Genomic DNA, 21571 nt, shown 5'->3' on the forward strand with positions numbered 1-21571 from the left:
GATCGAGCATTTATAACCATCTGGCTGGTGATTCATATGAAAACCACACTTCCGGTGCTAACCATGGCCGCGGCCGCCCTGCTGGCCGGTGGCGCCCAGGCGGCGCCGGCGCTGCGCATCGGCATCGCCGATTCCGACTCCGCCCCCATCGTGGTGCTGGCCGGCGACCGGCTGGTCGGCGGGCTGTCGAAGGAGCTGGGCGAAGAGCTGGGACGCACGCTGAAGGCGCCGGTGGAGTTCATCGTGGTGTCACGTAAGCGGGTGGAGCTGGCCATCGACAACGGCAGCATCGACATCGTGTGCAACACCAATCCGGCGTGGTATGTCGGCGCCTCGCGCGTCGGCTGGACGCGCGAGTTCTACCCGCAGATCGAGCGGGTGATGTCGCTGAAGCCGCACCCGCGCACCATAGCCAGCATCGACGAGCTGGCCGGGCAGCGCATCGGCGTGATCGGCGGCTACCACTACAACACGGTGGAGCCGCTGTGGCAGGGCCAGCGCGCCACCCGCGTCAACCAGCCGCGGCTGCCGCTGTTGATGCGCGCGCTGCAGACCGGCATGGTCGACGTGGTGATCAACTCCGAGCTGGAAATGAGCGCCTGGGCGCGCGCCAACCCGGCGCAGGCGGCCAATCTGCGCCTGCATCCGCTGGTGGTGTCGTCGATGCCGACGCGCTGCGCGGTGTCGCCGGCCAGCCGCTACAGCGAGAGCCGGCTGGACCAGGCCATCGGCGAGATGGAACAAAACGGCAGCATCCGCCGTATCCTTGACCGCTATGAATGGAACAACCGCTAAACCTTGGCCGCAACGGCTGGCCGCCCGCCTCAAGCCTTGCCAGGTGCCATGAACCAGCGCTACCTCTATCTGCACGGTTTCCAGTCCGGCCCGCAATCGCTGAAGGCGCGCGAGACCGCCGCCAGACCGCGCGCTAACGAACACTGTGTTCCCCCGCGTGGCGCGCGCTTTGCGGCACACTGCCGCTGTTACCGACCCCACGCTCCGGAGGCACCATGAACCTGACCATCCGCCTGCCGCACTGCGGCGGCCCCGATGTCCTGCGCGCCGAAGACGCCGCCATCCCCGTGCCGGCCGCCGGTGAAGTGCTGCTGCGCCACACCGCCATCGGCGTCAACTTCATCGACACCTACTACCGCAGCGGGCTGTATCCGCTGCCGCTGCCGTCCGGGCTGGGCTCCGAGGCCGCCGCCGTGGTGGAGGCGCTCGGCGACGGTGTCAGCCACCTGCAGGTCGGCGACCGCGTCGCCTACGCCGGCGGTGCGCAGGGCGCCTACAGCCAGTGGCGCACGCTGCCGGCGGCGCTGCTGGTGAAGCTGCCGGACGACATCGGCGACGAGAGCGCCGCCTGCGTGATGCTGCAGGGCATGACCGTGGAGTACCTGATCCGCCGCACCTATGCGGTGCAGCCCGGCCAGACCGTGCTGTGGCACGCCGCCGCCGGCGGCGTCGGCCAGATCGCGGTGCAGTGGCTCAGTTCGCTGGGCGTCAAGGTGATCGGCACCGCCGGCTCCGACGCCAAGGCGGCGCTGGCGCGCGCGCTCGGCTGCGCGCACGTCATCAACTACCGCGAGGAAGACGTGGTGGCGCGGGTGCGCGAGCTGACCGGCGACCGCGGCGTGCCGGTGGTGTACGACTCGGTGGGCAAGGATACCTTCGACATCTCGCTGGACTGCCTCGCGCCGCGCGGCATGTTCGTCAGCTTCGGCAACGCCTCCGGCGCGGTGCCGCCGTTCGCGCCGCTGCTGCTGTCGCAGAAGGGCTCGCTGTACTTCACCCGCCCGCGGCTGGGCGACTACGTGGCCACCCGCGCCGAGCTGGAGGCCAGCGCCGCGGCGCTGTTCGAGCGCATCGGCGCCGGCGCGGTGAAGGTGCAGCCGTCGGCGCGCTACGCGCTGGCCGACGCGGCACAGGCGCACGCCGACCTGGAAGCGCGGCGCACCACCGGCTCCCTCATTCTGCTGCCCTGAGCGCGACGCTTCCGGACGACAAAAGGTTGGCCGCAACACCGTCACGGTGTTGCGGCCAACCTTTTCCTTGTATCACTGTTCCGGCCTAATCGCGCTCGGCATCCTGCTGCTGGCGCCAGCGCTGGTGATGCGGCGGCCTGTCGCCCCGTTCATGGCGCGGACCGGGCCCGGCAGCATCGCCATCCGGCGGCAGGTAGTGCCAGCGGCGCAGCTGTTTCAGCGCGTGCGCCTCTTCCCGCGTCAGCTCACCGCGCTCCACCGCCTCGCGCAGGCGCAGGTCGCGCAGGCGATGCGGTGGCGCCGCCCCGGCCTGCCACGCGGGCGGGCCGTTGTCGGCACGCCAGGGCGGGGCCGCCAGCGCGCTGTTGCCGGCCAGCAGCGCCAGCAGGAGCAGGAAAAGGGCTTTCATGCGTGCATTTTATCCCGCAGCGCGCACGGCTGCCACGGCTGCCGCGCGGTGCTCAGTTTCAGTTGCTTTTGGCGGCAGGCGGGGTCGCTGGCGCGCCGCAATGCCCGTCACCGTGATGGTGACGCATCCTGTCGCCCCGGTACTGCTTGCCGGCCGCCGCTTCCGGCCACGTCTCGCGCTTGGCGCTGCGATCGTTGTTGGCGATCAAAGCCTTGGTCTTGGCCTGCAGCTGCTGGTGCAGCTTCTGCATCTGCGCGTGTACGGCGTCGCGCTCCTTCTTCAGCTGGCTCAGCTCGGCGTCGGTCAGCGCGCCGGACATCACCGCCTCGTGGTAGGCGCGCATGTGCTGGCGCATTTCCTCGCGCTGCGGCTTGCCGTCGCCACCAAAGGCGAAAGCAGTCAGCGATACGCCGGCCAGCAGGCTGGCGAGCAGGGTCACGGCAACGGTACGTTTGGCATTCATGGTCAGACTCCTCGGTTACGACATCAAAAGGGGATGAGCTGACTGTACGCGGCAGGTTTTGCCCGGGTATTGCCGCGGCGGCGGCAAGTGTTAACAGGTGTTAACTGCCGCCGCCGCGTTAACGGCTGTTCATATCCGGGCTGACTTGGCGCGGCAGGCGCGTTACGCTTGGCAGATAAAGAGACGGGGTGTAACGGATGGAAAACCACAAGATACTGGTCGTCGACGACGATGTGCGCCTGCGCGAGCTGCTGCAGCGCTACCTGGCGCAGCAGGGCTTCAGCGTCGACACGCTGCCGGACGCGCGCGACCTCGACCGCAAGCTGGCGCGCAACCGCCCGGACCTGCTGGTGCTGGACGTGATGATGCCCGGCGACGACGGGCTGGCGGTGGTGCGCCGCCTGCGCGCACAGGGCGAGCCGATCCCGGTGATCATGCTCACCGCGCGCGGCGAGGACATCGACCGCATCCTCGGCCTGGAAATGGGCGCCGACGACTATCTGGCCAAGCCCTTCAACCCGCGCGAGCTGGCCGCGCGCATCCACGCGGTGCTGCGCCGCCACGCGCAGACGCCGGTGGTGATGGCGCAGCACGACGCCGACGAGGTGCTGGGCTTCGGCAACTGCGAGCTGCACCCGGCACGGCGCGAGCTGCTGCGCGGCGGCCAGCCGGTGACACTGACCACCGCCGAGTACGCGGTGCTGCTGGCGCTGGCCAGCCACCCGCGGCGGCCGCTGACGCGCGAACAGCTGATGGAGCTGGCGCTGGGCAAGGGCGGCGGCGAATCGCAGGACCGCAGCATCGACGTGCACATCTCGCGGCTGCGCAAGCTGATCGAGGACGGCGACGGTGCGCCGCGCTACCTGCAGACGGTGTGGGGCTACGGCTACGTGTTCGTGCCCGACGGCAAGGCAAGGGACACGACATGAGCCTGCTGGCGCGCTTCGGCGGCACCCTGTTCCTGCGCCTGGCGGCACTGGTGGTGCTGGCGGTACTGGCCAGCCAGGTGTTCACGCTGTGGCTGAGCGAGCAGCAGAAAAGCGCGCTGCTGGCGCGGCAGCTGTATGCGCAGGTGCTGGACACGCTGGCCGACTACGAGGAAACACTCGACCGGATGCCGGCGGTGGAGCGCGACGCCTTCCTGCTGCGCAACAACCTGCCCGGCCTGCCGCGGCTGCTGCCGCTGGCGCAGGCGCCGGCAGAGACCTTTCCCGCCCCCGCCGTCGCCAGATCGCTGCAACAGTGGCTGAGCAATGCCGTCGGCGAGCCGGTCAGCGTGCGCATGAGCCGCGCCCAGCGGCGCGAGCTGTGGATCAAGGTACCGGTGCTGGACAGCCACTACTGGCTGGTGATGCCGCTGCGCCGCTATTTGCCGCCGGCGCTGCGGCCAACCTTGCAGGCCGCCGGGCTGGTGGCACTGCTGTCGGTGCTGGCCGCCTTCGCGCTGGCATGGCGCACCACGCGGCCGCTGAGCCGGCTGGCCAATGCCGCGCGCCATCTCGAAGCCGGACGCATGCCGCAGGCGGTGCCGGTCAGCGGCCCGCGTGAGGTGCGCGACGTGATCGAGCGCTTCAACACCATGGCACTGGCGCTGGACAAGGCCGCCAGCGAGCGGCGGCTGATGCTGGCCGGGCTGTCGCACGACCTGCGCACGCCGCTGACGCGGCTGAAGCTGGCAGTGGCGCTGCAGGATGACCACCACGACAAGCAGGGCATGCTCAACGACATCGACGAGCTGTCGCGCATCGTCGGCCAGTTCATCGACTTCGCGCGCAGCGAGGAAACACGGCCGCTGACGCCGCTGGCGCTGGGCGAGCTGGTCGACAGCGTACTCGCCGGGTTCCGCCGTGACGGCATGGAGATCGCCTGGCAGCGCCGCGACGCCACCGTCAACGGCGATGCGCTGGCACTGCAGCGCCTGCTGTCCAACCTGCTGGAAAACGCGCGCCGCTACGGCCGCGCGCCGTTTTGCGTCAGCCTGCAGCCCGGCGATAGCCACTGCGAGCTGCGCGTGCACGACAGCGGCGACGGCATCGCGCCGGAACTGCAGCAGGCGGCGCTGATACCGTTCGAAAGGTTGGCCGCGCACCGCGGCAGCGACGGCGGCAGCGGCCTCGGCCTTGCCATCGTCAGCCGCGTGGTGGCGCAGCACGGCGGCAGCCTGCGCTTCGACTATCCGCCGGACGGCGGCTTCACGGTGGCGATCACGCTGCCGCTGCCGGCCGCTACCGGCTGAGCCCGCAAGCAGAAACCGGCCACGACGGCCGGTTTTCCATGGCGGCTATGCCGCGATCACGACTTGCACTTGCAGGTATTGATCCCCAGCAATGCATATGGCGGGCACCAGCCCAAGATGCCGGTCACGACCAGCACCAGTCCCAGCAGCGCCCACGGCGAGGCCGGGCCGACAAAGGCGAGGCTGGCGATTGCCAGTCCTGCCACGATACGGATTGCGCGTTCGATATTGCCGATATTCTGTTTCATCGCCTGCTCCTTTGGTTGTCGATGGTTCATTATATACATATATAAATTATTTTCCAATATACGGATATGGCATTCACCATCAGGCCCGCCAAGGTTGGCCGCAAGCCGGGCGACGGCAGACGGCCGTGCTTGTTGCGCAGCGGATGGCGGGTTACCTTTGACTGCTCGCCTTGTCTGCCGTTCCGGCACCGCGCCGGCGGCCAACCCTGGCTGGTGACGCCGCACCGGCATGTACCTGAAGGAATCCCGCGATGCCTTACCTTGCCACTTACACCGCCGCCGCGCCGGAACGCGCCGCGCTTGACGCCAGCACCGGCACATTGCTGCTGGAATTCGGCGTCGACTGGTGCCCGCACTGCCAGGCGGCACAGCCGGCCATCGAGCAGGCGCTGGCGGCGCAGCCGGCGCTGACGCACATCAAGGTAGAAGACGGCGCCGGGCGGCAGCTGGGGCGCAGTTTCCGCGTCAAGCTGTGGCCGACGCTGATCCTGCTGCGCGACGGGGTGGAGGCCGGCCGCGTGGTGCGGCCGCTGACGGTGGACGAGGTGGCGCCGCTGCTGGCGCTGTGACCTTGTCTCTTGCCACGGTTGACGGTGCGTCGCCCTGCGGGTGACGCACCCTGCCGTGACGGCTTGCGGCCAACCTTTCCGTTTTCATTTTCGTGTCTTTTCGTGGGTTTCGTGGCCAAAGAAGCTTTTGCCTTTGTCCGTGTTTTTCCGTGTGCTTCCGTGGCAAAAACCAGAACCGTTTACCGCGACAAGGTTGGCCGCAAGCCGTGTCGGGTTACGCTGCGCTAACCCGACCTACGCCCTGGCTGGCGATTGAAATGGTTTGCGGCCAACCTTATTCTCGTGTTCTTTCGCGGGTGTCGTGGCCAAAGAAGCCTTTGCCTTTGTCCCTGTTTTTCCGTAGCCAAAAACCAAGCCCGCCTACCGTGACAAGCCCGGCCGCCCGGCGCCATCGCGCTGGCCGAACGCTGCGTTCCCGTCCGGTGGTGGCCTTGCGCGGCGATTTGCCGGACAATCCTGCCTCGATAACAGACGCCCGCGTAGGGCGCACGCTTCTGGATACAGGTCAACGCCGCGCCGCGTGCGCTGCCGTATCGTGACCGACAGGATTTTGCCGGGCTGCCACGGGCGGCCCGTTGCCCATTAGCCCGTGCGGCGTGCGACGCCGCCAGAAAGGAAAACGATGTCCCGCAATCTCGAACTGTTTGAACGTGGCAAGCAGGTGATCCCCGGCGGCGTCAATTCGCCGGTGCGTGCCTTTGGCCAGGTCGGCGGTACGCCGCGCTTCGTCAAGCGCGCCGAGGGCGCCTATTTCTGGGATGCCGACGACAAGCCGTACCTGGACTACGTCGGCAGCTGGGGCCCGGCCATCCTGGGCCACGCCCATCCGGAGGTGGTGAAGGCGGTGCAGGACGCGGCCGTTGGCGGCCTGTCCTTCGGCGCGCCGACCGAGGGCGAGGTCGAGATCGCCGAGGAAATCTGCAAGCTGCTGCCGTCGGTGGAGCAGGTGCGGCTGGTGTCCTCCGGCACCGAGGCGACGATGACGGCGATCCGTCTGGCGCGCGGCTTTACCGGCCGCGACCTGATCGTGAAGTTCGAGGGCTGCTACCACGGCCACTCCGACAGCCTGCTGGTGAAGGCCGGCTCCGGCCTCTTGACCTTCGGCAACCCGTCCTCCGGCGGCGTGCCGGCCGACTGCACCAAGCACACGCTGGTGCTGCAGTACAACGACGTGCAGCAGCTGGCCGACACCTTCAAGGAGCTGGGCGACCAGATCGCCGGCGTGATCCTGGAGCCGATCGCCGGCAACATGAACCTGATCAAGCCGTCGGCCGAGTTCGTGCAGGCGTTGCGCGCGCTGACCGAGCAGTACGGCGCGGTGCTGATCTACGACGAGGTGATGACCGGCTTCCGCGTGGCGCTGGGCTGTGCGCAGGGCCTGCACGGCATCACGCCGGACCTGACCACGCTGGGCAAGGTGGTCGGCGGCGGCATGCCGCTGGCGGCCTTCGGCGGTCGCGCCGACATCATGGGCAGGATCGCGCCGCTGGGGAATGTGTACCAGGCCGGCACGCTGTCCGGTAATCCGCTATCGGTGGCCGCCGGTCTCGCGACGCTGCGCCTGATCCAGCAGCCGGGCTTCCACGACACCCTGGGCCGCCGCAGCGCCCGTCTGGCCGCCGGCCTCGCCGACGCCGCGCGCGACGCCGGTATCGCGATGAGCACCGACAGCGTCGGCGGCATGTTCGGCTTCTACTTCAGCGACACGGTGCCGGCCAGCTACGCCGAGGCCACCCGCTGCGACATCACCCGCTTCAAGGCCTTCTTCCACGCGATGCTGGACGAGGGCGTGTACCTGGCGCCGTCGGCCTACGAGGCCGGTTTCATCTCCATCGCCCACACCGACGAGCTGGTCGAGCAGACCATCTCCGCCGCACGCCGTGCACTGAGCCGCGTATAATCTTGCCCTGCCCAAGGTTGGCCGCATGCCCTTGACCGGGTGTGCGGCTTTTTTGTTTTTGTATTTCCCGATCGCCGCCAATGACCGATTTGTTTGCCGCCCACACCATTGATCAACTCGCACCGGCGCATCTGGCCGTACTGCACGCGCTGGCCTTGCTGCCGGCCGGCGAATCCAGGCCCAACCTGCTGACGCTGCTGCAGCTGAACCTGATCCGCGACGAGCAGGGCAAGGCGGTGAACAATGACAAGCTCGGCGAGATCCTCGGCGATCTGGAGCACCAGGGCTGGATCGTGCGCACCGCCGGCCTGCCGTACCGCATCGCGGCGGGCGCGCGCAATACCGTGCTGCTGCAGCTGCTGCACGACCGGCAGGAGCGCACCGCGTGGGACGAGCTGCTCACCGAGCACCTGTCGATGTCGCCGGCGGCGCGCGGCAAGCCTGATCTGGCGCAGATCCAGCTGCGGCTGTGGCTGGCGATCCTGCACGGCCAGGTCGGCGCGGCGCAGGACTGGCTGCAGCGCTACCAGCAGGCGGCGGCCCTGCACAGCAGCAGCCTGCCGCAGGCACCGTTCAAGCGCCTGTTCGCCAACGCCGCCGGGCGCCAGCTGTTCGACCAGCTGGTCGACGACATCCAGGTGCTGCTGCTGCTGGACTACCTGCCGGAGGCCAACTACCGCTTCGACACCTTCCGCGAGGGCTACCGCTACGCGCTGTCGCGACTGGACGACGGCTACCGCGACTGGGACCAGCTCACCAGCCTCTTGATGCTGCAGTTCCTGTGGCGCGGCGACATCCAGCGCCTGCTGCAGGAGGCCGCCGCCGGCGAGGGCTTCGCCATCAGCAGCCTGTTCTTCCTGCACACCGTGTCCGGCCGCTACGGCGAGGCTCTGGCCACGCTGCAGCAGTGGCTGGACGAGCTGAAGGCGCAGACGCAGAAGCGCAAGATCGATCTGCCGGCCGACCTCAACGCCTTCCACTGCATCGCGCTGTTGGGCAGCCCGGACAGCCCGCAGCGCAGCAGCGCGCTGAAGCAGGCGATCAGCAGCGGCATCCGCCAGCACTTCGGCCACAGCTACTACGTGTTGCAGCATCTGGTGCTGCAGCACGAGGGCGGCGCCATCAGCAACAACCTGACCCTGCCGGACGCCTCGACGCTGGCCGGCCTCGACGGCCTGCTGCTGGCGCTGGCGATGTACTGGCTGGACGTGAAACAGGCGCGCACGCCGCAGTGGCAGGCGGCGCTGCAGAACTTCCGCGAGCAGATGCAGGACGAGGGCTACCTGTGGGTGGCCGCCGAGCTGGACGCGCTGCTGGCGGCGCAGTTCGGCCTGCCGCGGCAGCAAGCAGACTGGCACAAGCAGTACCGGCTGAAGCCGCTGCTGGAGGCGTTCCAGCGCCAGGAGGCGTGGCAGCAGGCGCTGCACGCACTGCGCCAGCTCGGCCCCAACAAGAGCGAGAGCCGCAGCGCGGCGGCGCAGGGCCAGACGCGGCTGGCGTGGCTGCTCAGCGCCGGCGCCCACGGCGTGATGCTGGAAGCGCGCGAGCAGAAGCGCTCGGCCAAGAACCAGTGGAGCCGCGGCCGCACCGTGTCGTGGCGCCGCCTGTTCGACGGCGACGACAGCCTCGACTACCTGCTGCCGCAGGACCAGCAGATCATCAAGGTGCTGCGCGCGCAGCACGAGCACCACTACCACGCCAGCAGCATCTACGAGATCGACGCCGAGAAGGCGCTGCCGCAGCTGATCAGCCACCCGGCGGTGTACTGGAGCGACGCGCCGGATGTCGGCATCGACATCGTCGCCGGCAGCGTGGCGCTGCAGCTGCAGGAGAGCGGCGAGCAGATCCGCATCAAGCTGGTGCCGGGCAAGATCGCGCCGGACAGCGAGATCGTGTGGGACAAGGCGACGCCGACGCGGCTGGCGGTGTACAGCATCAGCAAGGAGGTGCGCCAGATCGCCACCATCCTCGGCAAGGAGCTGACCGTGCCGCGCGCGGCCAAGGCGCAATTGCTGGAGGCGGTGCGCGACATCGCGCCGCTGGTGCCGGTGCACACCGACATGCCGGAGCTGGCGGCGCACATCGACAGCGTGCCGGCCGACGGCCGCATCTACGCCCACCTGCTGCCGCTGAGCGAGGGGTTGCGCCTACAGCTCCTGGTGCGGCCGCTGCCGGGCGGCAACTGGTGCAAGCCCGGCGCCGGGCTGGAGAACATCGTCGGCGACATCGACGGCAAGGCGGTGCAGACCCGTCGCAACCTGAAGAAGGAACAGAAGGCGCTCAAGAGCGTGCTGGCCGCCTGTCCGCTCTTGGCCGCCAGCGACAACGACGGCCAGGAGTGGCTGCTGGCCGAGCCGCAGGCGGCGCTGGAAGTGCTGTCCGAGCTGCAGACGCTGGACAGCGCGCTGCTGGAGTGCGTGTGGCCGGAGGGCGAGCGCCTGCGCATCAAGTCGCGCCGCGGCCTGACGCAGCTGAGCCTGGGCATCAAGCAGCAGGGCGACTGGTTCGTGCTGAACGGCGCGTTGCAGCTGGACGACGGCCGCGTGCTGCAGCTGCGCGAGCTGCTGGAACTGATGCGCGAGGCGCCGGGGCGCTTCCTCAAACTCGGCGACGACGACTGGCTGGCGCTGACCGAGGCGATGAAGAAGCGGCTGGAAGAGCTGGCGCTGCTGGCCGACCACGTTGGCCGCGACGGCCTGCACGTGTCGGCGCTGGCCGCCGCGCAGCTGGCGGAGCTGGCCGGCGAGGTCGGCGACTTCGACGCCGACGACGCGTGGCTGGCGCAGGCCGAGCGCCTGCAGTCGCTGCAGGCGTTCCAGCCGCAGCTGCCGTCCACGCTGCAGGCCGAGCTGCGCGACTACCAGCGCGAGGGCTACGACTGGATGGCGCGGCTGGCGCACTGGGGCGTCGGCGCCTGTCTCGCCGACGACATGGGCCTGGGCAAGACGGTGCAGACGCTGGCGCTGCTGCTGGCGCGCGCGCCGGGCGGGCCGCAGCTGGTGGTGGCGCCGACCTCGGTGGCGCTGAACTGGCTGTCGGAGGCTGCGCGCTTCGCGCCGACGCTGAAGGTGCGCCCGTATCACCAGTTCCGCTCGCTGGTCGATCTCGGGCCGCTGGATCTGGTGGTGGTCAGCTACGGCCTGCTGCAGCAGGACGCCGCCGCCTTTGCCGCCATCGAGTGGCAAAGCGTGGTGCTGGACGAGGCGCAGGCGATCAAGAACGCCGGCACCAAGCGCGCGCAGGCGGTGATGGACCTGCAGGCCGGCTTCCGCCTGGCGGCCAGCGGCACGCCGGTGGAAAACCACCTCGGCGAGCTGTGGAGCCTGTTCCGCTTCCTCAACCCCGGCCTGCTCGGCAGCCAGGAACGCTTCGCGCAGCGCTTCGGCAACCCGATCGAGCGCGGCGACAAGGGCGCGAAAAAGGCGCTCAAGGCGCTGATCCAGCCCTTCATCCTGCGCCGCACCAAGACCCAGGTGCTGGACGAGCTGCCGCCGCGCACCGAGATCACGCGCAAGGTGCCGCTGTCGGCCGACGAGCTGCACCTGTACGAGGCGATGCGCCAGCAGGCGGTGACCAAGCTGGACGAGCTGAAGGGCGCCGACGGCAAGCAGATGCAGGTGCTGGCCGAGATCACCAAGCTGCGCCGTTTCTGTTGCCATCCGCAGCTGGTGCTGAAGGACAGCACCATCGCCGGCAGCAAGCTGGCGGCGTTTGCCGACATCGCCGACGAACTGCTGGAAAACGGCCACAAGGCGCTGGTGTTCAGCCAGTTTGTCGACCACCTGTCGCTGGTGCGCCAGCATCTGGACGCGCGCGGCGTCGCCTACCAGTATCTGGACGGCACCACCCCGGCCAAGGCGCGCAAGGAGCGCGTCGACGCCTTCCAGCGCGGCGAGGGCGACATCTTCCTGATCAGCCTGAAAGCCGGCGGCACCGGCCTCAACCTGACCGCCGCCGACTACGTGATCCACCTCGACCCGTGGTGGAACCCGGCGGTGGAAGACCAGGCCTCCGACCGCGCCTACCGCATGGGCCAGCAGCGGCCGGTGACCATCTACCGACTGGTGGCGGAGCACACCATCGAGGAGCAGATCGTGGCGCTGCACACGGCCAAGCGCGACCTTGCCGACAGCCTGCTGGAAGGCGGCGACGTCAGCGCGCGGCTGGATGCGGAGGCGCTGCTGGCGCTGCTCAAGGGCTCCTGAGCACAGCCATCATGCATTGTACATCAGGCATCGACGTTACTTGCGCTGGATCAATTCGGGATATGGCCGCCGGCGTAGCATGAATGCGACAACCTGTTTCAGGTGATTACCCGCTCACAAGGAGTCTGCCCATGTTCCCGGAATACCGCGACCTGATTTCCCGGCTGAAAACCGAAGACAGCCACTTCAGCCGGCTGTTCGACAAGCACAACGAGCTGGACCAGCAGATCAAGAACATGGAGGCACGTATCGCGCCGGCCATGCCGCTGGAAATCGAAACCCTGAAGAAGGAAAAACTGCAGCTGAAAGACGAGTTGTACCTGATCCTGAAAAATGCCCAAGGACTGCTGACTTAGGGCCTGTTCAAGGTCTTATTTGCAGCTGCGCTGGCCCGGCAAATGGCTAGATGCAAGGCGGACGGCGCAGGCCTTGGTCATTCCAGGGTCGGCCGGCCACCGCCCCGGCCGGTACTTCAAGGTTGGCCGCAGCATTGCGGCCAACCTTTTGCCCTTTGGCCGGCTTACTTGCCGGACGGCACACCGACCTTGACGCGGCGTGCCTGAACCGAGTCGGCCAGCGTCTGCAGCAGCGCTTCGGTATCGTCCCAGCCGATGCAGGCATCGGTGATGCTCTGGCCGTAGGTCAGTTCGCAGCCCGGTTTCAGGTCCTGGCGGCCTGCCACCAGATGGCTTTCCACCATCACGCCGAAGATGTGCTGGTCACCGGCCGCCAGTTGCGCGGCGACGTCGTCGCACACTTCCATCTGGCGACGGTAGTCCTTGCGGCTGTTGGCGTGACTGAAGTCGACCATCAGCTTCTGCGGCAGGCCGACGGCGGCCAGCTCGGCAGCGGCAGCCGTAACAAAGCGTGCCTCGTAATTCGGCTCCTTGCCGCCACGCAGGATCACGTGGCAGTCCGGGTTGCCACCGGTCTCGACGATGGCGGAGTGGCCGGTCTTGGTCACCGACAGGAAATGGTGCGACACGCTGGCAGAGCGGATGGCGTCGACCGCGATCTTCAGGTTGCCGTCGGTGCCGTTCTTGAACCCGACCGGGCAGGACAGGCCGGAGGCCAGCTCGCGGTGCACCTGCGATTCGGTGGTGCGCGCGCCGATGGCACCCCAGCTGATCAGGTCGGCCAGGTACTGCGGCGTGATCATGTCGAGGAATTCGGTGGCGGCCGGCATGCCCATGCTGTTGAGGCCCAGCAGCAGGCGGCGCGCCAGGCGCAGGCCGGTATTGATGTCGTAGGACTCGTCCAGGTGCGGATCGTTGATCAGGCCCTTCCAGCCAACGGTGGTGCGCGGTTTTTCGAAGTAGACGCGCATCACGATCTGCAGCTCGTTGGCATACTTTTGGCGCAGCGGCAGCAGGTGGCGGGCGTATTCTTCCGCCGCGGCCGGATCGTGGATGGAACAGGGGCCAATCACCACCAGCAGGCGGTCGTCCTCGGCACGCAGCAGACGGGCAATGTCCCGACGGGTGTTGAAGATCAGCTCGGCAGCGGATTCGTTGATCGGCAGCTCGTACAGGTGAGCAATCGGCGGGAGCAGTTCTTTGATGTCGCGGATTCTGACGTCGTCGGTCTGGCGGTGCATTGCTATGTCCTTGGTCTCTTTTGTTCGCATAGCAACATTACCCGCTTCACCCTGCCATGCCAAGCCCCAAACCACATCGCGGCCGGCGATTTTTTGGTATTCCTCCGCGCCATCACTGTGGCATGACCTGCCAATCAGCCTGCCAGAAAACAGTGCTGACGGCAGTATTTGCCATGATGGTGATTAAAAAAAGAAAAAAGCACCCAGAAGGGTGCTTTCGTTGGATAATGCGGCCAACCTGGTGCTCAGTCGGCGTACTGGCGCTTCATGCGTTCGCGGCGCTCCTGCGCTTCCACCGACAATGATGCCGTCGGACGGGCCAGCAGGCGCTTGAGGCCGATCGGCTCGCCGGTGTCCTCGCAATAGCCGTAGCTGCCGTCGTCGATCAAACGCAGGGTGGACTGGATCTTCTGCAGCAGCTTGCGCTCGCGGTCGCGGGTGCGCAGCTCCAGCGCATACTCTTCTTCCAGTGTGGCGCGATCCGCCGGATCGGGCGTGGCTTCCTGCTCCTGCAGGTGGCTAGCCGTAGCACTGGCGTTGCTCAACAGCTCTTGTTGCATGTTCAACAAGCGCTCCTTGAAGAACTCAAGATGGTCGGCGTTCATGTAGTCATCGCCGGACCAGTTGATGATGTCTTGTTCAGTCAGCTTGGCCATAGTTTGATGCTTCCAGCTATAAAGTTGTGGCAACAGGCGTGGAAGATTACCGACGGCATAAGGAAAGTGCAACACAATCCGTACGCCATCTCCGTCACAACTGTCTTTTATTTTGTGTATATAGTGCCGAACGGGGGTGAACTCAAGAGGACGGGGCGATTATGGCCCGGTTCAGGACATTGGCAAGGCAGGCCGGGAACAGCGGTGGCAATCTGGCGCCATGCCAATGCAACAAAAGCGCCACGCGGCGCTTTTGTTGCATTGAACACGGTTACTTCTGGCTCAATACCCACTTCACCAGTGTTTTCAGGTCGGCATCGCTGACCTGCGGGTGGGCCGGCATCGGAACCGGGCCCCAGACGCCGGAACCGCCGGCCTTGATCTTGGCGATCAGCTTGGCTTCGGCCGCCTTGTTGCCCGCATACTTCTTGGCAACGTCCTTGTAGGCTGGACCGACGATCTTCTTGTCTACGGCATGACAGGCAACACAGGCGTATTTCTGTGCCAGCTGCAGGTTGGCGAAAGCGGGTGCGGTCAGCACGCCCATGGCCACCGCGGCCAGTAGCATTTTTTTCATGCAAAGTTCTCCACAGGATCGAATGCCTGCCCCGGCGCCATAGCCTGGCAGGCGATTCTGGTTGATAACCGAATACTCAGACTGCCATCTTGAGTTGCATCAAGAAAGACATTTCCAGCATCCGCACCGGCAGCATCAGGATCACCTGGATCAGCAGCAACAGTACCAGCGGCGACAGGTCGACGCCGCCGATCACCGCCTTCTGGAATGGTCGCAGGTAAGGGCGGGTCAACGCCTCCAGCACCGGCCGCAGGCCATTGTAGGGGTTGACCCAGCTGAGGATCGCCAGCACGAATACTGCACCCATCAACAGGTACAGCGACAGGCGGAACACGTCAAGCAGCGCCAGCAGCGTCAACGCCAGCCAGCTTTGCGGGTGCAGCAGGTCGTAGGGTAGCGGATTGAGCAGCAGGATGCAGATCAGTGCCAGCAGCGATACCGCCCACGCCAGCACCATGGTGGCAGTGTCATAACTGCGCCACGCCGGAATCCAGCGCCGCAACGGCAATACCGCAAAATTGCTGACCGCGATCACGAACTGGGTCAGCGGGTGCTTGAACGGCGCCCGCGCCACCTGCAGGTAGAAGCGCATCAGCAGCACCAGCACGAACAGCTCGCTGATGGTCTTGATCAGGAATTGCAGTGTTTCCAGCAGCATCATTCGCCATCCTTGCTCAACAGGTCACCCAGCTCCACCGAGCGGGCGCGGCAGTCCAGCGCCCCGGCGATGATCGCCGCCTTGACGCCCTCGGCCTCGAAACGGGCGATGGCGCGCTCGGTGGTGCCGCCCTTGGACATCACGTTGTCGCGCAAGGTTGCCACCGGCAGCGGGCTTTGCCTGGCCAGCTCCACCGCGCCCTCGAAGGTGCCCAGCACCAGCGCCCGCGCTTCCTGCTCGCTGAAGCCGACCTGGCAGGCGCCCTCGATCATGCTCTCGATAAAGTAGAACACGTAGGCCGGGCCGCTGCCGGAGACGCTGGTGATGTCGTCGATGCCGCCCTCGGTCTCCAGCCAGCTGGTGATGCCGACCGCCTGCATGATGCTCTCCGCGGTGCGGCGATCCGCCTCGCCGATGTCGGCGGCGGCGTACAGCCCGGACACGCCCTTGCCGACCATGGCCGGGGTGTTGGGCATCACCCGCACGATGCGCGAGCTGCCCAGCCAGCGGTTCAGCGCCTCCAGCCGCACTCCGGCGGCGATCGACACCACCAGCGCGCCGTGCAGGCGCGGCGCCAGTTGCTGGCACACCGCCTGCAGCGCCTGCGGCTTCACCGCCAGCAGCACCACCTCGTCGGCGGCAAAGCGGTCCGGCAGCGCCGCCAGCACGGTGACGCCGAACTCGGCCTGCAGGCTGGCGCGCTTGTCTTCTTGCAGCTCCACCACGCAGATCTGCTGGCCGGGCTGTTTGCAGAGGCCGGAAATGATGGCGGAGGCCATATTGCCGCCACCGATGAACGTGATACGCATGGTTTTCCCCTGGTTCTTGTGGCTTCGCCCGCTGGCGAAGCCTGGTTGGACGGTTAGCCGTAGTGGCGCGAGCCGAAGATCGCGGTGCCGACGCGCACCATGGTGCTGCCGGCGGCGATCGCCGCCGCCATGTCGCCGGACATGCCCATCGACAGCGTGTCGATGGCGATGCCGGCCGCCGCCAGCCGCTGCTGCAGCGTTGCCAGCACGCCGAAGCGTGCGGCCAACGTTGCCGCATCCTGCGTCGGCTCCGGGATGCACATCAGCCCGCGCAGGCGCAGGCCGGGCAGGGCGGCGATGGCCTGCGCCAGCGGCAGCACCTGGTCCGGTGCGCAGCCGCTCTTGCTGTCCTCGCCGGAGACGTTGACCTGGATGCAGACATTCAGCGGCGGCAAGGCTGCCGGGCGCTGCGCCGACAGCCGCTGGGCGATCTTCAGCCGCTCCACCGAGTGCACCCAGTGCGCCAGCTCCGCCACCGGCCGCGTCTTGTTCGACTGCAGCGGGCCGATGAAATGCCACTCCGGCGCCAGATCCTGCAACTCGACGGCCTTGGCCTGCAGCTCCTGCACGTAGTTCTCGCCGAAGCGGCGCTGGCCGGCGGCACAGGCTTCGCGCACCGCCGCCGCCGGGAAGGTCTTGCTCACCGCCAGCAGGATCACGCCGTCGGCGTCGCGGCCGGCAGCCTGCGCCGCACTGCCGATCGCCGCGCGCACCCGCTGCAGGGCGCTGCTGATATCTGTCATCATCTGCTCGCTTTCTCGCCCGCCGGGGGCGGCCGCCTCAGTGGGCAGCGACATCCGGCGGCGTTACAATCGTCCGCATCGCTTGATGAACCCGGCTGTTGCGGACGCGGAGAATTATATGGAAATTTCCGAACTTCTGGCCTTCACGGTCAAAAACAAGGCATCGGACCTGCATCTGTCGTCCGGTCTGCCACCGATCATACGGGTACATGGCGACATCCGCCGCATCAACCTGCCGCCGATGGCGCACCATGATGTGCACGACATGGTGTACGACATCATGAACGACCACCAGCGCAAGGTGTTCGAAGAGCATTTCGAGTGCGACTTCTCCTTCGAGCTGCCCGCCATTGCCCGCTTCCGCGTCAACGTGTTTTTGCAGAATCGCGGCATTGCCGCGGTGTTCCGCGTGATTCCGTCCAAGGTGCTGTCACTGGAAGAGCTGGGTGCGCCGAAGATCTTCCGCGACATCGCCGACTTGCCGCGCGGCATCGTACTGGCCACCGGGCCGACCGGCTCCGGCAAGTCCACCACGCTGGCGGCGATGATCGATTACATCAACGAAAACCAGTATTCGCACATCCTGACGGTGGAAGACCCGATCGAATTCGTGCATGAAAGCAAGAAGGGGCTGATCAACCAGCGCGAACTGGGTTCGCAGACGCAGAGCTTTGCCAATGCGCTGAAGAGTGCGCTGCGCGAGGACCCGGATGTGATCCTGGTCGGCGAGATGCGTGACCTGGAAACCATCCGCCTGGCGCTGACCGCTGCCGAAACCGGCCATCTGGTGTTCGGCACCCTGCACACCAGCAGTGCCGCCAAGACGATAGACCGGATTGTCGACGTGTTCCCGGCCGGCGAAAAGGAAATGGTACGCGCCATGCTGTCGGAAAGCCTGCGCGCGGTGATTTCGCAAACGCTGCTGAAGACCCGGGACGAGAGCGGCCGCATCGCCGCCCATGAAATCATGATCGGCACCCCGGCGATCCGCAACCTGATCCGCGAAAACAAGATCGCGCAGATCAACTCGATGATCCAGACCGGCCAGCAGCACGGCATGCAGACCATGGACATGTGCCTGCAGGAGCTGGTGCGGCGCAATGTGGTATCGGTTCAGGAAGCCCGGCAAAAAGCGTCCAGCAAGGACGCGTTCTAAGCGAGGAAGCCGCACATGGAAAAGGACCAGGCATCAAGATTCATCCACGATCTGCTCAAGCACGCCGCCAGCAAGAACGCTTCCGATATCTTCATCACCGCCGATTTTCCGCCGGCGATGAAGATCGACGGCCGGATCGTGCCGGTGGCGCCGCAAGCGCTGACGGCACAGCATTGCAAGGAACTGGTGCGCTCGGTGATGAACGATCGCCAGACCGAGGAGTTCGAATCCAGCTCCGAGGCCAACTTCGCCATCAGTCCGCCCGGCATCGGCCGTTTCCGCGTCAGCGCCTACATGCAGCAAGGCAAGGCCGGCATGGTGCTGCGCAAGATCAACACCGAAATCCCGACACTGGACCAGCTGGACATGCCGGAGGTGATGAAGGACATCGCCATGATCAAGCGCGGGCTGGTGATCTTCGTCGGCGGCACCGGCTCCGGCAAGTCGACCACGCTGGCCGGGCTGGTGGACTGGCGCAACAGTACTTCCGCCGATCACATCATCACCCTGGAAGACCCGATCGAATATGTGCACCAGCACAAGAAGAGCATCGTCACCCAGCGCGAGATCGGGGTGGATACCGAGAGCTGGGAGGTGGCACTGAAAAACACGCTGCGCCAGGCGCCGGACGTGATCCTGATGGGCGAGATCCGCGACCGTGAGTCGATGATGTACGGCCTGCAGTTCGCCGAGACCGGCCACCTGTGCCTGGCCACGCTGCATGCCAACAACGCCAACCAGGCACTGGACCGCATTCTCAATTTCTTCCCGGAAGAGCGCCACCAGCAGGTGCTGATGGACCTGTCGCTGAACATGCGCGCCATCGTATCGCAGCGGTTGATCCCGCTGAAGCAGGTAAAGGGCCGCATCGCGGCGGTGGAGATACTGCTCAACAGCCCGCTGATCGCCGACCTGATTTTCAAGGGGGATGTATCCGGCATCAAGGAGGTGATGTCGCGCTCGCGCGAAATCGGCATGCAGACCTTCGACCAGGCACTGTTCGAACTGTATGAAAGCGGCCAGATCAGCTTCGAGGATGCGCTGCGCAATGCCGACTCGGTCAACGACCTGCGCCTGCAGATCAAGCTCTACGGCGAAGAGGGCAAGCACAGCGATCCGCTGGGCGGGCTCGATCACCTCGACATCGTGTAGGCAAAAGGTTGGCCGCACCGGCTTGCGGCCAACCTTAGAGCCTGTTCAAGGTCTCCCGGCATGCCCCAGGGCGGCCGTTCAGGCAGGAAGACTGTCTTGCCACATCCGGCGCACCCACTCCAGCGCCTCCAGCTGCACCTGGTTGAAACTGTCCGCCGCCAGCGACGGCAGCGGCGCCTGGATATCGCGGCATTCGGCCAGCTCGGCCTGTGCCAGCAGGTTGCCGAGCATGCCCTCGCGATACAGCAGCGCCTGCAGCACCTTGTCGTGCAGCGACAGCGATGCCACCAGCGACTGCATGCTCATGCCCAGCAGGCTGTCGGCCAGCGACAGGACGCCGATCATGAACGCCTCGTCACGCTCGGCAGGCGGTGCCAGCAGCTCCATCATGCGGCCGCGCACGGCCGCCATTTCCAGCAGCGGGCTGGGCCCGTCGCCCGGCCGGCAATCGGCGGCAAACAGGATGACCAGCGCCCAGCGCTTCAGCCGCGACGAGCCGAGCATGGTCAACGCCTCGCGAATGGAGCGCACCGGCCGACCGTAATTTTCCGCCGCGTTGACCAGCTTCAGCAGGCTGACCACCATGTCCGGCGCACCCTTGAACACTTCTTCCAGCTCCAGCAGCCCGGCATCCTGCATCACCAGCCCCAGCAGGCGCAGCAGCAGCGCGCGGTGCGGATGGGCGCGCTGCTGCTGCATGACGGTCGGCTTGGCGAAGAAATAGCCCTGGAACAGGCGGATGCCCAGCTCGCGGCAGCGCTCGAACTGCTCGTAATTGTCCACCTTTTCCGCCAGCAGCTGGCCGCGGTAACCCTGCAGCCGCTGCAGCAGTACCGGCAGCCGCGCCAGCGACACCTGCTGCAGGTCGATCTTCAGATAGGACACCAGCGGCAGCATCGCCTGGATTTGCGGAGTGATGTCGCTGACGTCATCCAGTGCCAGCCGGTAGCCGCGCGCCTGCAGCTCACGGCAGCGCTCACGCACCGTGTCGTCCAGCGGCACGCTTTCCAGGATTTCGAGGATGATGCTCTCCGGCGGCAGCAGGTCCAGCACCGGGCTTTTCAGCAGCCATTCACTGACATTGATGAAGCCGGGACAGCCCTCCAGCACCCGCGCCATGCCCAGGTCGATGAAGGTATGCCGGATCACCGAGGCGGTGGCATTGACGTCATCCAGGATCTGCGCACGGTTTTCCGGCCCGGAGCGAAACAGCAGTTCGTAGGCGACACGCTGCTGCCGGGCATCGACAATCGGTTGGCGACCAAGATAGATGGTAGTGTACATGTCAGCGATATTAAAGGATGCCATCGTCAAACAAAACCGTAATCATGACCGGCTGATGCCGGGCATGGCCGGGCGCAAGCATGACGGGGGAAAAAACCACACCCGCAGCCGCAGGCGCAAAAAACGCCACGACCTGCGTGGCGTTGCCTGCGCAAGGTTGGCCGCGACACTTGCGGCCAACCTTGTGCTCAGTGCTGCAGAATCTTCGACAGGAAGTGACGTGCGCGCTCGGAGCGGGCGTCGATATCGCCGAAGAATTCTTCCTTCTCGCAGTCCTCGACGATGGCGCCGCGGTCCATGAAGATCACGCGATCCGCGACCTTGCGTGCAAAGCCCATCTCGTGGGTCACGCACATCATGGTCATGCCTTCGTGCGCCAGCTCCACCATCACGTCCAGCACCTCATTGACCATTTCCGGGTCCAGTGCCGAGGTCGGTTCGTCGAACAGCATCGCAATCGGGTCCATCGCCAGCGCACGGGCGATCGCCACGCGCTGCTGCTGGCCGCCGGACAGCTGACCGGGGAACTTGCCGGCCTGTGCCTTCAGGCCGACGCGGTCGAGGTAGTGCATGCCCTTCTGCATCGCCTCGTCCTGGCTGCGGCCGAGCACGCGCTGCTGCGCGATGGTCAGGTTCTCGGTGATCGACAGGTGCGGGAACAGCTCGAAGTTCTGGAACACCATGCCGATGCGGGCGCGCAGCTTGGGCAGGTCGGTCTTCGGGTCGCCGACCGACACGCCGTCGACGAAGATCTCGCCCTTCTGGAACGGCTCCAGCGCGTTGACGGTCTTGATCAGCGTGGACTTGCCGGAGCCGGACGGACCGCACACCACCACCACTTCGCCTTTCTTGACGTCGGTGGTGCAATCGGTGAGCACCTGGAAGTCACCGTACCATTTGCTGACGTTCTTGATCGCAATCATG

21 protein-coding genes are annotated in these 21571 nt (G+C 66.3%); 10 read left to right on the plus strand and 11 right to left on the minus strand.

Annotation, left to right across the window (positions count from 1 at the left end):
- Positions 1 to 36 precede the first annotated feature (36 nt).
- On the plus strand, positions 37 to 795 hold the full coding sequence (locus tag IE083_RS00530) for a substrate-binding periplasmic protein (RefSeq protein ID WP_189351688.1): 759 nt from the start codon (positions 37 to 39) through the stop codon (positions 793 to 795).
- Positions 796 to 1010: 215 nt separating this feature from the next.
- Positions 1011 to 1985, plus strand: a complete 975-nt coding sequence (locus IE083_RS00535) for a quinone oxidoreductase family protein (RefSeq protein ID WP_189351689.1) — start codon at positions 1011 to 1013, stop codon at positions 1983 to 1985.
- A gap of 85 nt (positions 1986 to 2070) precedes the next feature.
- Here the strand turns inward: IE083_RS00535 and IE083_RS00540 are convergent, their stop codons facing one another.
- Together IE083_RS00540 and IE083_RS00545 are read right to left on the minus strand one after the other, a co-directional pair.
- A complete protein-coding gene (locus IE083_RS00540) occupies positions 2071 to 2394 on the minus strand; it encodes a hypothetical protein (RefSeq protein ID WP_189351690.1) in 324 nt (107 codons plus the stop codon).
- A 58-nt stretch (positions 2395 to 2452) separates the two neighbouring features.
- Positions 2453 to 2857 carry a hypothetical protein gene (locus IE083_RS00545; RefSeq protein WP_189351691.1) on the minus strand — a complete coding sequence of 135 codons (405 nt, stop codon included), beginning with the start codon at positions 2855 to 2857 and terminating at the stop codon, positions 2453 to 2455.
- A 197-nt stretch (positions 2858 to 3054) separates the two neighbouring features.
- On the opposite strand from IE083_RS00545, the gene ompR reads away from it, so the two are divergent.
- Both ompR and IE083_RS00555 read left to right on the plus strand, forming a co-directional pair.
- Entirely contained in the window at positions 3055 to 3786 is a 732-nt protein-coding gene (gene ompR / locus IE083_RS00550; protein WP_189351692.1) for an osmolarity response regulator transcription factor OmpR, read from the plus strand.
- Entirely contained in the window at positions 3783 to 5093 is a 1311-nt protein-coding gene (locus tag IE083_RS00555) for an ATP-binding protein (RefSeq protein ID WP_229799519.1), read from the plus strand. The genes ompR and IE083_RS00555 overlap by 4 nt, the downstream gene beginning before the upstream one ends.
- A gap of 56 nt (positions 5094 to 5149) precedes the next feature.
- Here IE083_RS00555 and IE083_RS00560 read toward each other — a convergent pair whose 3' ends face one another.
- Positions 5150 to 5341 carry a YgaP family membrane protein gene (locus IE083_RS00560; RefSeq protein WP_189351693.1) on the minus strand — a complete coding sequence of 64 codons (192 nt, stop codon included), beginning with the start codon at positions 5339 to 5341 and terminating at the stop codon, positions 5150 to 5152.
- A gap of 251 nt (positions 5342 to 5592) precedes the next feature.
- Here IE083_RS00560 and IE083_RS00565 point away from each other — a divergent pair, with 251 nt between their 5' ends.
- The 4 genes from IE083_RS00565 (at position 5593) to IE083_RS00580 (ending at position 12371) form a co-directional block, all read left to right on the plus strand.
- Positions 5593 to 5910, plus strand: coding sequence for a thioredoxin family protein (locus IE083_RS00565; RefSeq protein ID WP_189351694.1), 318 nt, complete (start codon positions 5593 to 5595; stop codon positions 5908 to 5910).
- Between the two features lie 622 nt (positions 5911 to 6532).
- Entirely contained in the window at positions 6533 to 7810 is a 1278-nt protein-coding gene (gene hemL / locus IE083_RS00570; protein WP_189351695.1) for a glutamate-1-semialdehyde 2,1-aminomutase, read from the plus strand.
- Between the two features lie 80 nt (positions 7811 to 7890).
- On the plus strand, positions 7891 to 12015 hold the full coding sequence (locus IE083_RS00575) for a DEAD/DEAH box helicase (protein WP_189351696.1): 4125 nt from the start codon (positions 7891 to 7893) through the stop codon (positions 12013 to 12015).
- Positions 12016 to 12146: 131 nt separating this feature from the next.
- The gene (locus IE083_RS00580; RefSeq protein ID WP_189351697.1) at positions 12147 to 12371 is read left to right on the plus strand and encodes an HP1242/YdcH family protein; all 225 of its coding nucleotides are present in this window, start codon (positions 12147 to 12149) and stop codon (positions 12369 to 12371) included.
- A 164-nt stretch (positions 12372 to 12535) separates the two neighbouring features.
- Here the strand turns inward: IE083_RS00580 and aroG are convergent, their stop codons facing one another.
- The 6 genes from aroG to IE083_RS00610 all read right to left on the minus strand — a co-directional run bounded on the left by aroG (position 12536) and on the right by IE083_RS00610 (position 17058).
- Complete coding sequence (gene aroG, locus IE083_RS00585; RefSeq protein ID WP_189351698.1) at positions 12536 to 13612, minus strand: 3-deoxy-7-phosphoheptulonate synthase AroG; 1077 nt, start codon at positions 13610 to 13612, stop codon at positions 12536 to 12538.
- A 245-nt stretch (positions 13613 to 13857) separates the two neighbouring features.
- Positions 13858 to 14268, minus strand: a complete 411-nt coding sequence (gene dksA, locus IE083_RS00590; RefSeq protein ID WP_189351699.1) for an RNA polymerase-binding protein DksA — start codon at positions 14266 to 14268, stop codon at positions 13858 to 13860.
- Between the two features lie 271 nt (positions 14269 to 14539).
- Positions 14540 to 14845 (minus strand): c-type cytochrome, encoded by a 306-nt coding sequence (locus IE083_RS00595; RefSeq protein WP_189351700.1) that lies wholly within the window; start codon positions 14843 to 14845, stop codon positions 14540 to 14542.
- A gap of 76 nt (positions 14846 to 14921) precedes the next feature.
- Positions 14922 to 15506, minus strand: a complete 585-nt coding sequence (locus IE083_RS00600) for a YggT family protein (RefSeq protein WP_229799520.1) — start codon at positions 15504 to 15506, stop codon at positions 14922 to 14924.
- A complete protein-coding gene (gene proC / locus IE083_RS00605) occupies positions 15503 to 16312 on the minus strand; it encodes a pyrroline-5-carboxylate reductase (protein ID WP_189351701.1) in 810 nt (269 codons plus the stop codon). The genes IE083_RS00600 and proC overlap by 4 nt, the downstream gene beginning before the upstream one ends.
- A gap of 53 nt (positions 16313 to 16365) precedes the next feature.
- Complete coding sequence (locus tag IE083_RS00610) at positions 16366 to 17058, minus strand: YggS family pyridoxal phosphate-dependent enzyme (RefSeq protein ID WP_308426726.1); 693 nt, start codon at positions 17056 to 17058, stop codon at positions 16366 to 16368.
- 115 nt (positions 17059 to 17173) lie between these two features.
- Here IE083_RS00610 and IE083_RS00615 point away from each other — a divergent pair, with 115 nt between their 5' ends.
- The gene (locus IE083_RS00615) at positions 17174 to 18211 is read left to right on the plus strand and encodes a type IV pilus twitching motility protein PilT (protein ID WP_189351702.1); all 1038 of its coding nucleotides are present in this window, start codon (positions 17174 to 17176) and stop codon (positions 18209 to 18211) included.
- A 15-nt stretch (positions 18212 to 18226) separates the two neighbouring features.
- Positions 18227 to 19363 (plus strand): PilT/PilU family type 4a pilus ATPase, encoded by a 1137-nt coding sequence (locus IE083_RS00620; RefSeq protein WP_189351703.1) that lies wholly within the window; start codon positions 18227 to 18229, stop codon positions 19361 to 19363.
- Positions 19364 to 19441: 78 nt separating this feature from the next.
- On the opposite strand, the gene IE083_RS00625 is transcribed toward IE083_RS00620, so the two are convergent.
- Together IE083_RS00625 and IE083_RS00630 are read right to left on the minus strand one after the other, a co-directional pair.
- The gene (locus IE083_RS00625) at positions 19442 to 20647 is read right to left on the minus strand and encodes an EAL and HDOD domain-containing protein (protein WP_189351704.1); all 1206 of its coding nucleotides are present in this window, start codon (positions 20645 to 20647) and stop codon (positions 19442 to 19444) included.
- A gap of 188 nt (positions 20648 to 20835) precedes the next feature.
- Positions 20836 to 21570 carry an amino acid ABC transporter ATP-binding protein gene (locus IE083_RS00630; RefSeq protein WP_189351755.1) on the minus strand — a complete coding sequence of 245 codons (735 nt, stop codon included), beginning with the start codon at positions 21568 to 21570 and terminating at the stop codon, positions 20836 to 20838.
- Position 21571 lies beyond the last annotated feature (1 nt).

The sequence above is a fragment of the Vogesella fluminis genome, from assembly GCF_014652335.1.
Classification (GTDB): Bacteria; Pseudomonadota; Gammaproteobacteria; order Burkholderiales; family Chromobacteriaceae; genus Vogesella; species Vogesella fluminis.

Bases quoted from the DNA above. Each gene is read 5' to 3' on its own strand.
- IE083_RS00625 (WP_189351704.1), bottom strand. From the start codon at position 20,647: ATGTACACTACCATCTATCTTGGTCGCCAACCGATTGTCGATGCCCGG.
- IE083_RS00600 (WP_229799520.1), bottom strand. From the start codon at position 15,506: ATGATGCTGCTGGAAACACTGCAATTCCTGATCAAGACCATCAGCGAG.
- IE083_RS00535 (WP_189351689.1), top strand. From the start codon at position 1,011: ATGAACCTGACCATCCGCCTGCCGCACTGCGGCGGCCCCGATGTCCTG.
- IE083_RS00615 (WP_189351702.1), top strand. From the start codon at position 17,174: ATGGAAATTTCCGAACTTCTGGCCTTCACGGTCAAAAACAAGGCATCG.
- IE083_RS00540 (WP_189351690.1), bottom strand. From the start codon at position 2,394: ATGAAAGCCCTTTTCCTGCTCCTGCTGGCGCTGCTGGCCGGCAACAGC.
- IE083_RS00545 (WP_189351691.1), bottom strand. From the start codon at position 2,857: ATGAATGCCAAACGTACCGTTGCCGTGACCCTGCTCGCCAGCCTGCTG.
- proC (WP_189351701.1), bottom strand. From the start codon at position 16,312: ATGCGTATCACGTTCATCGGTGGCGGCAATATGGCCTCCGCCATCATT.
- ompR (WP_189351692.1), top strand. From the start codon at position 3,055: ATGGAAAACCACAAGATACTGGTCGTCGACGACGATGTGCGCCTGCGC.
- IE083_RS00565 (WP_189351694.1), top strand. From the start codon at position 5,593: ATGCCTTACCTTGCCACTTACACCGCCGCCGCGCCGGAACGCGCCGCG.
- IE083_RS00555 (WP_229799519.1), top strand. From the start codon at position 3,783: ATGAGCCTGCTGGCGCGCTTCGGCGGCACCCTGTTCCTGCGCCTGGCG.
- IE083_RS00575 (WP_189351696.1), top strand. From the start codon at position 7,891: ATGACCGATTTGTTTGCCGCCCACACCATTGATCAACTCGCACCGGCG.
- IE083_RS00610 (WP_308426726.1), bottom strand. From the start codon at position 17,058: ATGATGACAGATATCAGCAGCGCCCTGCAGCGGGTGCGCGCGGCGATC.
- IE083_RS00595 (WP_189351700.1), bottom strand. From the start codon at position 14,845: ATGAAAAAAATGCTACTGGCCGCGGTGGCCATGGGCGTGCTGACCGCA.
- IE083_RS00530 (WP_189351688.1), top strand. From the start codon at position 37: ATGAAAACCACACTTCCGGTGCTAACCATGGCCGCGGCCGCCCTGCTG.
- aroG (WP_189351698.1), bottom strand. From the start codon at position 13,612: ATGCACCGCCAGACCGACGACGTCAGAATCCGCGACATCAAAGAACTG.
- IE083_RS00620 (WP_189351703.1), top strand. From the start codon at position 18,227: ATGGAAAAGGACCAGGCATCAAGATTCATCCACGATCTGCTCAAGCAC.
- IE083_RS00560 (WP_189351693.1), bottom strand. From the start codon at position 5,341: ATGAAACAGAATATCGGCAATATCGAACGCGCAATCCGTATCGTGGCA.
- IE083_RS00580 (WP_189351697.1), top strand. From the start codon at position 12,147: ATGTTCCCGGAATACCGCGACCTGATTTCCCGGCTGAAAACCGAAGAC.
- IE083_RS00630 (WP_189351755.1), bottom strand. From the start codon at position 21,570: ATGATTGCGATCAAGAACGTCAGCAAATGGTACGGTGACTTCCAGGTG.
- hemL (WP_189351695.1), top strand. From the start codon at position 6,533: ATGTCCCGCAATCTCGAACTGTTTGAACGTGGCAAGCAGGTGATCCCC.
- dksA (WP_189351699.1), bottom strand. From the start codon at position 14,268: ATGGCCAAGCTGACTGAACAAGACATCATCAACTGGTCCGGCGATGAC.